Here is a 14171-nt window from a genome sequence, read left to right on the forward strand (position 1 = left end):
AACGAGCATTTTCATTTGCGATTTGCATAAATATATGCTTTTACTTTTTTCAGTACCCCCAGGGGAATTCGAATCCCCGTTACCTCCGTGAAAGGGAGGTGTCCTAGGCCTCTAGACGATGGGGGCATCGGACTCAGACCTTTTATAAGGTAACTAATTTCCTGACTATTGTCAACAGCTTTTGCGAAAAAAAGTTTGTGGCGGCTAAACTGGGTGGAGACAAAAGCTTGAAGAGGATACAAAGAGATGGACACACGTAAAGAATTCGGTAGATACTTCTTATATGGGAAGGCGCAGGATAGGTTAGCATCCGGCGCTAGTAACTTCTCTCGAAGTTCAGATAGAAAAAACGGTACATTCTGCAAGGGACAAAGGGTATGATGTTGTACCCTGTAGAGTTAACATCTACGATTTTTTACTCAAGATTTTGAAATAAATCGCTCAAAATCTCCAACATGGAAGCATCTTTTGAAATTACCCTACAGATGGCGATCGCTGTTTTTGCAGGCATTAGCGCTCAAGTGCTGGCTGCATACTTTCGCATACCCAGCATCGTCTTATTATTGCTGTTAGGCATTTTGTTTGGCTCTGATGGCATAGGGCTGTTGCATCCCCATTTGTTAGGCACTGGAGTGGAAGTTATTGTCGCCCTGGCAACTGCAATAATTTTGTTTGAAGGCGGACTAAATTTGGATCTGCGAGAGTTAGGCAGAGTTTCAGTCAGCTTACAATTGCTCGTCACTCAAGGAACGCTAATCACGCTGCTTGGTGGCAGTATGGCTGCTCACTGGCTGGGTGAATTTCCTTGGAATATAGCTTTTCTCTATGCTTCCATCATTGTGGTGACAGGCCCAACGGTCGTTGGCCCTTTGCTTAAACAAATCAATGTAGATCGGCAAGTAGCAACGCTTTTGGAAGGGGAAGGGGTTTTAATTGACCCTGTAGGAGCGATCCTCGCCTTCGTTGTCCTCGATACGATTTTGAACGGTGATGCCGATCCAATTAATGCGATCGTCGGTTTATTAATACGCTTGGGCGTTGGTGCAGCAATTGGTGGTGCTGGCGGTTATCTGATGAGCTTGATTTTCAAACGCGCCAGTTTTCTATCATTCGAGTTAAAGAACTTAGTGGTACTGGCGATACTTTGGGGTTTGTTTGCTTTATCACAAATGATCCGCAGTGAATCGGGAGTCATGACAACAGTTGTTGCAGGAGCAGTTTTTGCTAACTCCTCAGTCCCAGAAGAACGTCTGTTACGGAGCTTTAAGGGTCAGCTAACAATTCTCAGCGTCTCAGTGCTATTTATCTTATTAGCTGCCGATTTATCCATTGCCAGTGTGTTTGCTTTGGGTTGGGGTAGTGTATTCACTGTTTTGGTATTAATGTTTGTTGTTCGCCCGATTAATATCCTCTTGTGTACTTGGAACAGTGATTTAAATTGGCGACAGAAACTATTTTTAAGCTGGGTTGCTCCTAGAGGAATTGTTGCCGCTTCTGTAGCTTCTTTTTTTGCAATTTCCCTTACTCAGCGTGGCATTAACGGCGGTGATTCCATCAAAGCTTTAGTCTTCTTGACAATTATCATGACTGTTGTCTGCCAAGGGCTAACAGCTGGCTGGGTAGCTAAATGGCTGCAAATCACTTCCAAAGACGTAACTGGCGCGGTGATTGTGGGCTGTAACCCATTGAGTCTTTTAATTGCCCGATTCTTTCAAGAACGGGGAGAAAATGTGGTGATGATTGATACTGACCCAGAATCTCTTGTCCAAGCTGAGGCGCAAAATCTGCGGGTGATTGCTAGCAGTGGGCTGGATGCTGCTGTTTTAGAAGAGGCCGGACTTGCCTCAATGGGGACTTTTTTGGCTATGACAAGTAATGGTGAGGTAAATTTTGTATTGGCTCAACGAGCAGCCGAGGAATTTAAACCGCCGCGTGTCTTAGCTGTTTTCCCCCGCGATCCGCAAGCGAGTATTTCGGTTAGTAATAAAGTTAATCAAGCTTTTATTCCAGACTTAGCGATTAAGACTTGGAATGAATATTTGAATGATGGGCGTGTCAAGCTGGGGACAACTACGCTCAATGAGTTGGAATTTTCTACTCAATGCGATCGCATCCAAGAAAAGATTCGGACTGGGGTTTTAATACCACTATTGGTAGAACGAGAAGAACGCTTACAGGTAATGCCAGTTAACCAAGATTGGGAAATTGGCGATCGCATTATTTACTTATTACATGACCCCAGACCGAGCCTTTTAAAACGTTTATCTGGTGCTACCCAATCTACTCCCCTGTCTCTAGAAAAGTTACCAGAGGTTGAAGACTTATCCCTCGCCCAATTGTCTCAATTTTCCGCTAGTGAGGCTTCTGGGGGATGAGGCAGGGAGCAGGGGGCAGGGGGAAGGGGGCAGGGGGCAGGGGGCAGGGGGTAGGAGATATAAAGTTTATATCTGATTTTGATCGCTATATGTACCTCACTGACTTGCAAACTGCTGTAACTCCTAACTCAGCACTCAACACTCTTTATTAGCTTTGAGAAGGTATAAATTCACTTCCTGGTGGTTGTTGCAAATTACCAATTTCTGGTATTGGTGCTTCTTGATACATTTCCCATTCCTGCCACAGTAAAGCAGATAAATGAACTATGGCAATAATTAGCGTCGCCACCGAAATGAGATAACTATGTATTGTGTAAAGGTGTTCGACAGTAACTGTGTTAATCGCTCCACCCCCAGTTAGGATTTCGCGCAGTTGTCCACCAATAAAAGGAATAGCTTCGATGGTTCCCAACTCAATGTTAAAACGCCAGTATCCCACTTGAGTCCAATCTAAGATCATCGCTGTCCAGTCCAGCCCGATCGCACTTAAGGTCAATAAAATCCCGCTAACCCAAGCAGTCAGCCAACTCTTACGGAATTGGCGACCTAAAAACATCACCACAAGTTGAATCAGAGCGATCGCAATTGCTGCGTTACCAGCAACGTTATGCGCTCTCCAAAACAACCAACCGTATGGCACTTCTGTATTAATCATCTTTAAGGAGTTATAAGCACCGCCTGCTGTCGGTTCATAGTAAAAAGAAAGCAAAACTCCCGTAGATACATAAATTAAGCACAATGTCAAAATCACGACTGATAATATCGTCGCTATTCGTCGCACAATCCTATCGAACTGGGCGCTTTGCATAGCTCACCCCTCCTGTTCTTAACTAGGTATTTATTACTTCATAATTTTAACTAAGAAATATTAATAGATGTTGCACTTTTCAAAGAAAAATAAATTTTTTTAATATTTCCGATAAGCTAACTGGCTCATGCCTTTTATGAGTGCCGAGTGCCGAGTGCTGAGTAAGGAGTGTGAAGGGATAAACCAATGCCCAATGCCCAATGCCCAATGCCCAATTCCTAATGACTCAAATATTGCACCCAAGCTTTTAAGGGTTCTGGTGAGCCATACCAAATTCCAGGACTTCTAGGAGAATGTCTCACACCTTCAATTACCAGATTTACTGCACCTTCCAAGTGAGCAGCTTCAATCGGTGTGATTCCATCTCCCCAAGTGTTGCCCTTACCACAGGTTAATTGGTAACTACTGTAAGCTAACCAGCTACCACGCCGCCTTTCCCCAAAGATAGTTTTGCCAGCCACGCAAACGTAACGAACGTTTTTGTAAAAAGCTCCTGGGTAGTTATTGTTAACAAAATCCAGATTGGAGCGCGTCCAGCGTTCTTGACTAATATGGGGTGTACCCAAGGTGATGAGAGTAGCAACCAGGGGATGCGCTTCCCAGATGGATGGTTTAGCGTTACCGCTTACCCGATAGGGCTTTTCACCCATATAAATGCGGGATATCCAACCTCCGGCTGAGTGACCAATTAAGTTAATTTGAGTAGCGTTATGTTGCTGTAATGTCTGCTTGATTGTCAGGTCGAGTTTTTGTAGAATCGGTGTTACAGGTCTTCCTCCAATAGTCGGTAGCCAGTCGCGTCGTCGCAATGGTACTGTAAGTGTGGGAAAATCTAACTGTTGTAGGGATTCTTCTAGTTGGCGGTAAGCGATCGCGCTTTCTAGGTATCCCGGCACAATAACTGTCGGTAACGGCATTTTATATATTTAGATGTAATGATTGAGGGTTTGAAACTTTTTGACGAAGAAGTAGTCAGAATTCAAAAGCTATAATTGCGAATTGCGATCGCTAAACTGAACTCTTTTTAGAAAAACCCAAATAGTTTTGGTGGGGTTTAGGAAGAGAATGTCAATGAAATTGTACAATTTACAACAGTTTTTGGGGCTGCTAATGTGGTAGTATTCTCACATAGGTACTAGTCTTGGATAAATCTTGTGTGCCATCTGTTACAGAAGCGTAGTTGACTGGAAAAGAGTAGAAAAAACAAGCCAACTTCAGCAGATGTTTGAATGTACTCAGACTTGTACTTTACTTAAACTTTAAGAAATATCTCAGATATTAATTTTACTTGTGTGCGTCATCACAAAACAAAATCAAAAGTAGTAATTTTTCAAATATCTCTTTAGCAAGCTCAATTTTGAAGATATGAACCAGCGTTATTAAAAAATTACAAATCTGAAATAAATGGCAATTTTGGCGTATTTATTGCCACGATTAGGAAATTATTATTTCCTTAGAGGGACGCATATCCTGTGAGATTTTGCAATATAGTCGGAAAGAGAAAATCGCCAGTCAACAAAAACTGAGTAGAGTGAACGATAAAAGCTATGTCTTACGTCTCCCTGTTTAAAAATATACCAGAACTCTTAAGCCAGCCAATTGGGATAGCAGCTATAGCTTCTCTTGGCATCCACGGTGCGATCGCTATGATTGTGCCATTAATGCCTATGGATTCTAGCAAACCCAAGGACACAGCATCATCAAAAAGCGTCGGGCTTTTAGAATTGAGCCAAGCGGATCAAAGCCGTTTGCCGCAAAGCACGCCGCAAATTGGTTTACAACAACTTCCTCCAATAGCGCCACTTTCTACACCTAACTTTAGCGCCCAAACTGGATTGTCCCCATTGGTAGCACCACCATCTGGCAGTCAGCTAGTATTGCCTCCATTACCACCATCATCGAATAACTATCGAGTCTCCTCATTGCCTACAAGACAGTCTTTGCGGATGATTCCTAGTAGTAATTTGCGATTTGATGCCTCTAAATTTGATAATTCTAAATTCAGTAACAGCCCCAAATTCTCTCCAGCAGCTGCTCCTCCATCAGTTTCTCGTGTAAATGTCATTGATACCACCAAATACGAGGCATCTAAGCCGTTAGATGTGAATAGATTGCCAGTATTGCAGTCGCAGCAAATACCTAATGATATTCTGCAAAATGCCCAATCTCAGAATTTGTCTAGCACTAACCCTATTACACCAGCACAGGTAAATACCACTCCACAAATGACGCAGCCGATCAATAATGCGTCAAACATGACTCAAAATCAACTCATAAGTTCTTTAAAACAAGCTCCAAGGACTGGGGATAGCTTAACCTTAATTAGAGGAACCACGTCACAAGCACCCAATTTATCTCGAAAAGGGACTGAGTTAGCGATCGCACAGCTAGATTCTTACGCAAACCTGAGAAAAGAAGTTCAGCAAGAATACCCCAACGCTGAACAAAAACCAGTTATCCGCCAAACATTAGCCACAGATAAGCCGAATCTTGAAGGCGCTGTTTTAGGTATGTTAGTGGTAGATCCCGATGGTAAGGTTTTAGATATCAAGTTTCAAGACAAGCTAGTTTCCCCAGAATTGCGATCAAAAGCAAGGGAATACTTCAATAAGCAATCCCCCAAGGGAAGTAAACAGATTAGTTCCTATCCGTTTAACCTGCTTTTCCAAAACAGTACTAGCAGCACCACTGGGGCTACTCAATTATCTACACCCATAATCAACAATCAGCTTACCCCTTCACCAGCAGCTACTTTTAAACCATTTCCTGAACTGCGAATCAGAAATAACAAGTCTACGCCTTCATCGACAGGTATTCTTAAACCATTAGCTACACCAGGAGTCAATGGCAATCAGTCTCAGTTGTCACCTATAGCTACTCCCAAACCGTTATCTGAGTTGCGAGTCATAAATAATCAGCCTGCGCCTTCATCAGGAGCTAATACTTCGGAAGCGTTAGTGCTACCGAGAGTCAATAAGGTTCAACCTACACCCTCTACTGAGGAATCGGATCAAAAATTAGTAGAACGGTTACGCGAAGTAAAGGAAAATAGAGAAAAGTCTAATCCAGAAAAATAATCACTCCCTGGTGATTTTGGATTAAAAAAGTTAACTTAAGCTCCGGGACTGGGAATAGTTTTCTTTTCCACGAGACTTTGCGCGAACAAAAATTGTTTGGGGTCTAAATCCCCATCCAAGTTTCCCTAATACCCAGTCCCTCGTTCAATTTTTATTTAGTCAGCTAAGGCGGACTTTTTTGTTTAGCCACAAATCATTCGCCTTGGCTCTAAGTTCACTATGGCTTTACCAGCCTTGCTCTGCGTTTTGAAAAACGTAAGCGGCTACCTCTAAAATCTCTTCAGCACTTAACTTACCTTTAAAGGCAGGCATGGCATTTTTACCATTTTGCACTTGGTGGATAATCGCCTCAATTGAGTCGCTATTATAATTTTCTAGGTACTTTGACAGTGCTTCCTTTTTCAAAGTTTTTTGGCTAATCAGGATATTGCCGCCACCTATATGGCAAGAAGCACAGTTAGCCTCGAAAATTTTAGCACCATTGGATGTTTCGGCAGCTAGTGCTGGACTAATGAATGTCAATTTGAATAGAGCGATCGCTAACATTAAGATAAATAAAAGTATTTTCAAGAGAATTTCCTCGCAACAAGCCTCCAGGAAGAGTATAAACGCGATTAATCCCTGATTAAGTCAAATTTGATCGATATTGGCGGTAACGAGTTATCCCTCAATCGCTACAAGTGTTTAGCGTCTTAGGGTGGGATAGGACTCGTTACCGCCATTTATCCATTCTGTGCGTCACTCTAGGAGCGTGGCGTGTTGCTATGAGGTAATTTCCACAAGAGAAATCATCTTGTGGCAATGAGGACGTTTCTAGCCTTTAACAGTGATTGTACCAACCATACCAGCACCACGGTGAGGTTCGCAGTAGAAGGTGTAGTCACCAGCAGGTGCGTCTGCGGGGAAAGTCGTTGTTTCTTTTTTACCAGCACTCATCAGCAATTTCTTATGAGAAAGAGATTTTGCTAAGTCGCCATCTTTAGCGGGGTTTTTAGCAGCATCAAACACAACGTTGTGGGGAGGAACTTTATTGTTTACCCATTCAATTGTGTCACCTGGTTTAATTGTCAACTTTTTGGGTTCAAATGCTAGCAGTCCTTTATCAGTACCCAATTTCACCTGGTAGGTTTCAGCCGAAGCGCTGGGAGTAAAAACAGCAAAGCTGCTAACAACTAAAAGGATTGTCAACACAGCTAAACTAAAGCGCCGCAAGCTTGTCGAAATCAATTTCATGGCTCTCTCCTAACAAACAATTTTTTTCCTTTCTCATTTTAAATAAAATCAACACCAAATATGACAATCTGTCATAGATACAATTTTTTTTTTATAAATAGGAAGAAATTTATTACAAAAAGGTAATCAGTGGGGAATGGGGAATGGGGAATGGGGAATGGATTCTTTCTAATGCCCAATGCCCAATGCCCTATTCCCAATGCCCTATTCCCAATGACTCAGTTCCAGGATTTAGTAATAGATTTTTCCGCCTCCCCACTTAGTGCCAACGATTTTGGGTTGTAAGAGAATGTGACCAGCGATCGCTTCCAAGTTTTCATCTGTCAGATTTCGCATTGCTGTGAAAATATCTGCACTCTTGATACTAGGGTGGATTTCGGAAATCTCTTCTTCCCCGTCGTAAGTAGTGGGATTTTTCAGATAATCCACCAAGCCTTCAATGTTATTACGGTTGGGTGTTGCCAGTGCCAGATCCTCTGGAGTCAGCCCCACGTTCTGGTTTGTCTTGGTAACTCCCCCAGCATGACATTGGGCGCAAGCGTAATTAAATAAACGTTTGCCTTCTTTGACTTGTTTCAGGCTAAGTACAGTGGTTTCACCTTGAGCATTTAATGGCACTGTTCGGGTAGCTTTGTCTAGTTCCACAGCTGTCGCGCTACCGACAAGCAACTGAAACGAGAGTAAAACAGTGGCTACAACAACGCCAATTAGTCTTCTAAACATGTTTCCCCTTAAAAATTTTGACGCTCAACACAGCTAAGAAAGCGATTCTCAATCTCCAAGCTGCTAATTGCTAATGACTCATTGTTTTTTGTCATTAGCTATCAATGATTAGCTAAAGCCCAAGATCACCCTTCAGATGACCTCGTTATCACCCACTAAGTCACTAGTACCTTTTGGGTGTGTTTCAAACGATATTTGGGAAATAATTGCCTTTGCATCTTCTAACGCCAAACGGGTCTTTTGGTGTTTGTAGGCGATTCCCAGTTGGTTGCACAGAGAAAACACTTTTTCTACAGGAATGCTGTAGTCGGCTGCTATCTCTGCGATCGATAGGTCTGCAAAACCCATAATGCTTGTTAACTGATAAATAGAGATTGAGTCTCTGTAATACCAATATCACGTTAGGAGTGCAATTTGTTGCCAAAAATACTGTTTGGGGAATTGGGAATAGGGCAAGGGGTATTGGGGCATGGCTATTAACCTTTTCCTCCGGTGAAGGTACTGCCTATGCTGCTAGTGCTGGTTTTGCTAAAGATAAGACAATATATCGAAAAATTCCTAAGGATTTAAGCCATCAAGTTGAACGGCTTCTTCTAGTTCTTTAGGAAAATTAACAAATAATTGCCGCATCATAAAGATGAAAGTGGCATTAACCATGCTACGAACAATCATGCCTCCGAAAAGTCACCATTGAATCAAAGTGATGGCAATGATAACTGCTGCTAACAAAAATGCGATCGCATCTGCGTATCTAATTTGTAAATTCTAAAACACAGCTTGGTAAATTAGCAGCAGCACCGTTAAAGTAGTGTTGTTTGGGTCGCCAGTACCGCCAAAAAAGATGTAAGACTGGTCAAAAAGCTGAAAAGTCCCAATCACCCTCACTGATACCATAAAGAAGGTTACAGACTTAAGCAAGGGAAGGGTAATGTAAATAAATTGCCGCTACCCATCTGCGCCATCAAGTTCCGCCGCTTCATAAAGAGTTTGGGGTATATCTTGCAGCGCCGTCAGATAAATTACCACCAAAAACGGCGTAGAGAATGGATAATACTACAAAAGTCCCCAAAGCTAGAATGGTGGGCATCATCAACATATACCCAGCCAAGTCTTCTGTGATATTCCACCTGGGGCTACTCTGCTGCCTGATGATTTGAAACACTACAGAACCTCCACTTAATCCCGCACTAACCCGGCTGTAGGGATGGGTTGTGCATGATTATTTATCGTACTCCTATAAAAAAGTATTTAACCTTATTAAAGTAAGTTTCTATTTTTGGAAAGCGTAGACCTAAAACGATGATTTCCGAGATATCGGTTGTATGAGTTAGCTGCTTATGCAATTTAGGGAACTATATATTTAGCTTCCTTGGAGATGCTAATTAACTCTACTCAAGCAAGAATACACAAAATGTCATATACAACCTACTTACGTTCGATTAAAAGTGAACTTCAGAGAACTGGAAAACCCCAAAAAAGCCTCCGCGTGAAAACTATCATAGAACAGTTTGGCTACCAGCGTAGAAGTCAATCATTTATAGACAATTTTAATACTGCTCTTGATGAATTGGGACTTTGTACAAATCCTAACTTGGATTTGTATATTCCGTTAGATACAAAAATAGCTATTTTTATTAAAGGTGTAGAGCCAATAAATAAAGTAGCTGCATCTGAATCAATTTCAGTCAAACTACAACAGACGATTTCAGTCAAACATGATTTTTTTTACTACTTATTTGATTTCGGCTCTGAACAAGAATACGAACGATTCCAAGCGTGTTTAGATTCTCATCAGCCAGTAGGTATTTTTTTGATTCCACAAGTAGAAGATTTCTTCTCTGATATTGTTGTCAAAACTATTAACTATGAATTAATTAGAAAATATCAATATAGCGGTTATAATACTATACCTAAAGCTGCCAATAGGAAAATTCCTACAAGTATTGTCTCAGAAGATAAAGATTGTGAAGATGAACAAGAAAATCCTATCTCTGATGCTAGTATTTTTCAGTTTTATCGCTCAACTATGACCAGCATTCTACTTGGTAGTACTGGTTTAGAGTTGCTTGATTCTGAAAAATTCGATCGGCAGTTTGAACAAATATCTCTATCTGCCAACAAATATAATTCTGAACAGTTTTTTATTTTATTTCATTGTCCATCGGTATTAGAAATCCAAGCTCATCAGCAAGAAGACGCTTTAGGATACTTGGTAGATAGAGTTGCTAGTAAAATTCCTTTTACTTTTACTCTTAGGTGTAAATATCCAAATGAACTCTCTATTGAACATAAAGAAGAAATATATGCCCATTTCCGTCTCCTGCTAGAACTTCCATATTATGAAATAGAGGAAGATGATGTATCTTTGCGAGATTATTTTTTAGATTTACAAAAAGCTCAAGTACAGGCTGAGTCCCAGTTATTGCTAAAGATAAAGCCAGAACATTTTTACACTCTAAAGTGGCAGCAAGAAAGCAAAGAATATATTTATCTCAAGTATTTTGCTATTAAAACTTTGGAAACTCTAGGATATGATTTGTCTCATATCGGCTGTGAAGTTGAGTTGACTTCTAGTGATGAGGAGACAACAGACGAAGATACATCAGATGATGATGGAGAGTACCAGAGTGAAATTATAGAAGTCTATGTAAAAAATCAAATAGTAGTTGAGATTGAAACTCTTAAATATCAAGAGTTTCAGGATAATAATCTTTTTCTAGATCCAATTAAAAGAGTTTTAAGAAAATCAAAAGTATGGCCAAATAAGCTAGAAAGCCTCTGGTTGGTAATTCCCGGTTTTGAAATTGCACGCAACTATTACCAACTGAAAAAGGCTAAGGAAATATTGGAATATAAGTTGTCTGGATATTATGGCGATCGCTTCCAGGTTATAATCATGGCTCCTGATTATGAAAAACACCAGTTAGTCCCTGTATCATTTGATTTTATCGACTATCCATCCTTTAAGTATGCGGTTAAAAAAGCTAGTTTAGTGCAAGCATATCCAGTTACTAACCGCATCAAAGAATTTAAGCTTGACTTTAGCCAAGTAAAAGGTTTAAACGAAGAAAAAGAAAAACTAACTAGACTCCTGAATCTCCAATCTAAAGGATACAAGAATTCAATTGGTGGAATTCTTTTCTATGGATTACCTGGATGCGGTAAAACTTTACTCGCAAATGCTTTTGCTAATGAGTCTGGAAGATATTTCTTTAAGTTCTCTCCGGCTGATATTATCAGTGTTTGGATAGGTCAAAGTCAAAAAAATATTCGAGATATATTTGCCCAAGCTAAGAAAAAAGCTCCTTCAGTTTTATTCATTGATGAGTTAGACAGTATTGGGTTTAATCGAAACGAAGACAACGCACACACAGACCAAAAAGCAACTATTAACCAATTACTTATAGAATTAAATAATCTTCAAAATAGTGACGTAATTGTAATTGCTGCTACTAATTATTTGAGTGGAATTGATAGTGCTTTAAAACGTTCTGGTAGATTGGATTGGAAAATTCCTATTTTTCCACCTTCTCAAATAGAAAGAATAGATTTATTTAAACACTACCTGTCAAAAATTGATATGAATCAGCTAGCTAATTTTGAAATTTTGGCAGAAAAAAGTATGAGATTTACCTCATCAGATATTGAGTTAGTTTGTCGGGAAGTTAAAAATGCGATTCTTTTAGAAGAAATAAGTTCAGCTTTAACAACTTCAGATGTGATTACTTACATCAACAATCTGCAAGATGGTGGTTTGAGTCTAAACCAAGAACAAGTCAAGGAATTTTTGGAAGAATGTAAAAGGATGAGTGTGAAGAATCCTAAGTTAGAAACTCTGAAATTAGAATGGTCATTGTATTAGCAATAGCTTCATAAAAATGGCATGCCCTTTTTTACAGTAGTGGAAAATAACTTTAGGAATATGCGAAATTTTAATCCTCGAAAACTGCTGTTAAGAAGCGTAGAAATAATAGCGATCGCCAGAGCTAAAAATTTTGCTGACTTATTTATTCACACAGTTATGTGATTGTCCAGAAAGATTAGAGAAGTCCCTGTTGCATAACGGACGTTGTGCGAACAGGGCTGTTACCCCTGGTGTCAGCCATACTATACAGCACTTCCCGAAGTTATGAGGTACACTAATTGATCGAATTATCGTTGAACTGTGCTGATAGTCGGGTAAGAAAGTTCGTAGTAAAGACTTCAGTCCTTATTTGATAAGCACTAAAGTTGATATCAATACTTGTCGGGTTTTGGGGAAAAGGGGAAGGAAAAAACCTTTAACCTTTACCCCAAACCCAATTCCGAGTTAAAAATGCAAAACCCCAGCAGTATTGGGAGTGATATTTACTTATCTGAAATTTTTGTTTGAAATCGCAAGCTAGAATAACGAAAACTTGTTAAAAATGCTAATAAAAGCATACTGAGTTCTTCGACAACCGGATTTATGTCAGGATGCTTTACTGATAAACATACATTATGGATTTTGTTCAGGTTGAAACAACTGCGCCACTGATGGAAATTTCCCAGATTTCCTCACCAGCAACAGCAATTTCTCCAACCTCTCGAATTCCCAAGGATGCAATTCGCACAAGTTTAAAAGCCTCCACTGCGGATTCTGTCTTAGCAGCAGTTTACTCTCTTGGAACTGGCGGGATTCTACTCAGCAACTTCTTGGTAGAATTGGGTGCTAGTCCCGTGGTATTTGGGATGCTTTGCTCTATCCCCATGTTGGTCAATCTTATTCAGCCGTTGGGTGCTTACTTGTCTGAACGTAGCACTAGCCGCTTTCAATATTCTCTTCAGACACACGGAATTGGGCGGTTGTTATGGCTGGTTCTAGTCATAGGTATTGTAGGCGTAAGTTTGGGAGTGATTGATACTCACCAGTTAGTGATATTGACACTCGTGATTGTCCTATTCAGCAATCTTTTGGGAGGATTAGGAACGGCATCATGGCTAAGTTGGGTTGCAATGATAGTTCCCCGGCGATTGCGAGGTAGATATTTTGGCATACGCAATAGTGCTGCAAACCTCACCAATTTGGTTTGCGTACCAATGGCTGGTTTAGCTGTATCACATTGGTATGGTGGAATTCTACAAGGCTATGGGGTGGTTTTGTTAATAAGCATTGTGTTGGGAATTGCGGGATTGGGATGTCAGTATTTTCAAGTGGATATGAATCCGCGATCGCAAAACACTTATCATGGCAAGTCAACTCAAACAAATGAGATTCAGCCAGAGGTTGCGAAAGATGAATCTTCTGAAGTCGCTCAATCAATTCATCCAACACAAAACCAATTAGCTAACAGTGTTTGGAAAAACTCAAATTTTTTGAGATTTCTGGTGTATTTCAGCTTCTGGGCACTTGCTGTTAACCTCAGCAGTCCTTTTTTTAACCTCTATATGCTGGACACGCTAGATTTAGATGTAAGTTATGTGACTATCTACAACAGCCTTCAGGCGGCGGCAACTTTGCTAATGCTTATTTTGTGGGGAAAATTAGCAGACAAGATAGGCAATCGTCCCATCCTCATCTTTATAGGGATTTTGGTTGCAGCTACACTATTACTATGGCTCGGGATTGGTGCTAATCGCCTTGATATTTGGTTATGGCTACCTCTGTTACACATCTTGGCTGGAGGTACTTGGGCGGCGATTGACTTGTGCAGCAACAATATACAATTAGCGATCGCACCAACTAAAAATCAGTCTATCTATTTTGCGATCGCAGCTGCTGTTGCTGGAGCAAGTGGTGCTTTAGGCGCAACTATAGGCAGCTTCATCGTCCAATTTGCTCAATTTGGAGGCTTATTAGGGGTGTTTGCTCTCTCTAGCCTATTTCGATTAGCAGCACTTGTTCCATTAGTTTTTGTCCAAGAGCCGGGAAGGTAAGGGGGCAGGGGGCAGGGGGCAGGGAGCAGGGGGTAGGGGGCAGGGGAAGCAAGGGAAGAA

General features: G+C 40.8%; 11 protein-coding genes, 1 tRNA gene and 2 pseudogenes. 4 read left to right on the plus strand and 10 right to left on the minus strand.

The annotated features are described in order from the left end of the window. Positions 1–53: 53 nt before the first annotated feature. Positions 54–126 (minus strand) — tRNA-Glu (locus tag RMZ41_RS15135). Between the two features lie 329 nt (positions 127–455). On the opposite strand from RMZ41_RS15135, the gene RMZ41_RS15140 reads away from it, so the two are divergent. Beyond that, entirely contained in the window at positions 456–2375 is a 1920-nt protein-coding gene (locus RMZ41_RS15140) for a cation:proton antiporter (RefSeq protein ID WP_322642212.1), read from the plus strand. Positions 2376–2523: 148 nt separating this feature from the next. On the opposite strand, the gene RMZ41_RS15145 is transcribed toward RMZ41_RS15140, so the two are convergent. After that, positions 2524–3183 carry a cytochrome b N-terminal domain-containing protein gene (locus RMZ41_RS15145; protein WP_322642211.1) on the minus strand — a complete coding sequence of 220 codons (660 nt, stop codon included), beginning with the start codon at positions 3181–3183 and terminating at the stop codon, positions 2524–2526. A 218-nt stretch (positions 3184–3401) separates the two neighbouring features. Continuing rightward, a complete protein-coding gene (locus tag RMZ41_RS15150; protein ID WP_322642210.1) occupies positions 3402–4100 on the minus strand; it encodes a triacylglycerol lipase in 699 nt (232 codons plus the stop codon). A gap of 630 nt (positions 4101–4730) precedes the next feature. On the opposite strand from RMZ41_RS15150, the gene RMZ41_RS15155 reads away from it, so the two are divergent. Then, positions 4731–6260, plus strand: a complete 1530-nt coding sequence (locus RMZ41_RS15155; protein WP_322642209.1) for a hypothetical protein — start codon at positions 4731–4733, stop codon at positions 6258–6260. Between the two features lie 225 nt (positions 6261–6485). Here RMZ41_RS15155 and petJ read toward each other — a convergent pair whose 3' ends face one another. From petJ to RMZ41_RS15190, 7 genes and pseudogenes are all read right to left on the minus strand, one after another. Then, the gene (gene petJ / locus RMZ41_RS15160) at positions 6486–6830 is read right to left on the minus strand and encodes a cytochrome c6 PetJ (protein ID WP_322642208.1); all 345 of its coding nucleotides are present in this window, start codon (positions 6828–6830) and stop codon (positions 6486–6488) included. A gap of 243 nt (positions 6831–7073) precedes the next feature. Continuing rightward, on the minus strand, positions 7074–7493 hold the full coding sequence (gene petE / locus RMZ41_RS15165; RefSeq protein WP_322642207.1) for a plastocyanin: 420 nt from the start codon (positions 7491–7493) through the stop codon (positions 7074–7076). 231 nt (positions 7494–7724) lie between these two features. After that, positions 7725–8216 carry a photosystem II cytochrome c-550 gene (psbV, locus tag RMZ41_RS15170; RefSeq protein WP_322642206.1) on the minus strand — a complete coding sequence of 164 codons (492 nt, stop codon included), beginning with the start codon at positions 8214–8216 and terminating at the stop codon, positions 7725–7727. Positions 8217–8348: 132 nt separating this feature from the next. Continuing rightward, positions 8349–8564 (minus strand): hypothetical protein, encoded by a 216-nt coding sequence (locus RMZ41_RS15175; protein ID WP_322642205.1) that lies wholly within the window; start codon positions 8562–8564, stop codon positions 8349–8351. Between the two features lie 160 nt (positions 8565–8724). Further along, positions 8725–8897: pseudogene (locus RMZ41_RS15180) on the minus strand (carbohydrate ABC transporter permease); the annotation flags it as partial. Positions 8898–8900: 3 nt separating this feature from the next. Next, positions 8901–9257: pseudogene (locus tag RMZ41_RS15185) on the minus strand (carbohydrate ABC transporter permease); the annotation flags it as partial. Then, entirely contained in the window at positions 9193–9378 is a 186-nt protein-coding gene (locus RMZ41_RS15190; protein WP_322642204.1) for a hypothetical protein, read from the minus strand. The pseudogene RMZ41_RS15185 and the gene RMZ41_RS15190, both read right to left, overlap by 65 nt. 249 nt (positions 9379–9627) lie before the next feature. On the opposite strand from RMZ41_RS15190, the gene RMZ41_RS15195 reads away from it, so the two are divergent. Further along, entirely contained in the window at positions 9628–12078 is a 2451-nt protein-coding gene (locus RMZ41_RS15195; RefSeq protein WP_322642203.1) for an ATP-binding protein, read from the plus strand. A 617-nt stretch (positions 12079–12695) separates the two neighbouring features. Next, complete coding sequence (locus tag RMZ41_RS15200; RefSeq protein ID WP_322642202.1) at positions 12696–14111, plus strand: MFS transporter; 1416 nt, start codon at positions 12696–12698, stop codon at positions 14109–14111. Positions 14112–14171 lie beyond the last annotated feature (60 nt).

The organism is Nostoc sp. DedVER02, from assembly GCF_034530675.2.
In the GTDB taxonomy this organism is placed as follows: domain Bacteria; phylum Cyanobacteriota; class Cyanobacteriia; order Cyanobacteriales; family Nostocaceae; genus Nostoc.

Bases quoted from the DNA above. Each gene is read 5' to 3' on its own strand.
- psbV (WP_322642206.1), bottom strand. From the start codon at position 8,216: ATGTTTAGAAGACTAATTGGCGTTGTTGTAGCCACTGTTTTACTCTCG.
- RMZ41_RS15200 (WP_322642202.1), top strand. From the start codon at position 12,696: ATGGATTTTGTTCAGGTTGAAACAACTGCGCCACTGATGGAAATTTCC.
- RMZ41_RS15150 (WP_322642210.1), bottom strand. From the start codon at position 4,100: ATGCCGTTACCGACAGTTATTGTGCCGGGATACCTAGAAAGCGCGATC.
- RMZ41_RS15140 (WP_322642212.1), top strand. From the start codon at position 456: ATGGAAGCATCTTTTGAAATTACCCTACAGATGGCGATCGCTGTTTTT.
- RMZ41_RS15155 (WP_322642209.1), top strand. From the start codon at position 4,731: ATGTCTTACGTCTCCCTGTTTAAAAATATACCAGAACTCTTAAGCCAG.
- RMZ41_RS15175 (WP_322642205.1), bottom strand. From the start codon at position 8,564: ATGGGTTTTGCAGACCTATCGATCGCAGAGATAGCAGCCGACTACAGC.
- petE (WP_322642207.1), bottom strand. From the start codon at position 7,493: ATGAAATTGATTTCGACAAGCTTGCGGCGCTTTAGTTTAGCTGTGTTG.
- RMZ41_RS15145 (WP_322642211.1), bottom strand. From the start codon at position 3,183: ATGCAAAGCGCCCAGTTCGATAGGATTGTGCGACGAATAGCGACGATA.
- RMZ41_RS15195 (WP_322642203.1), top strand. From the start codon at position 9,628: ATGTCATATACAACCTACTTACGTTCGATTAAAAGTGAACTTCAGAGA.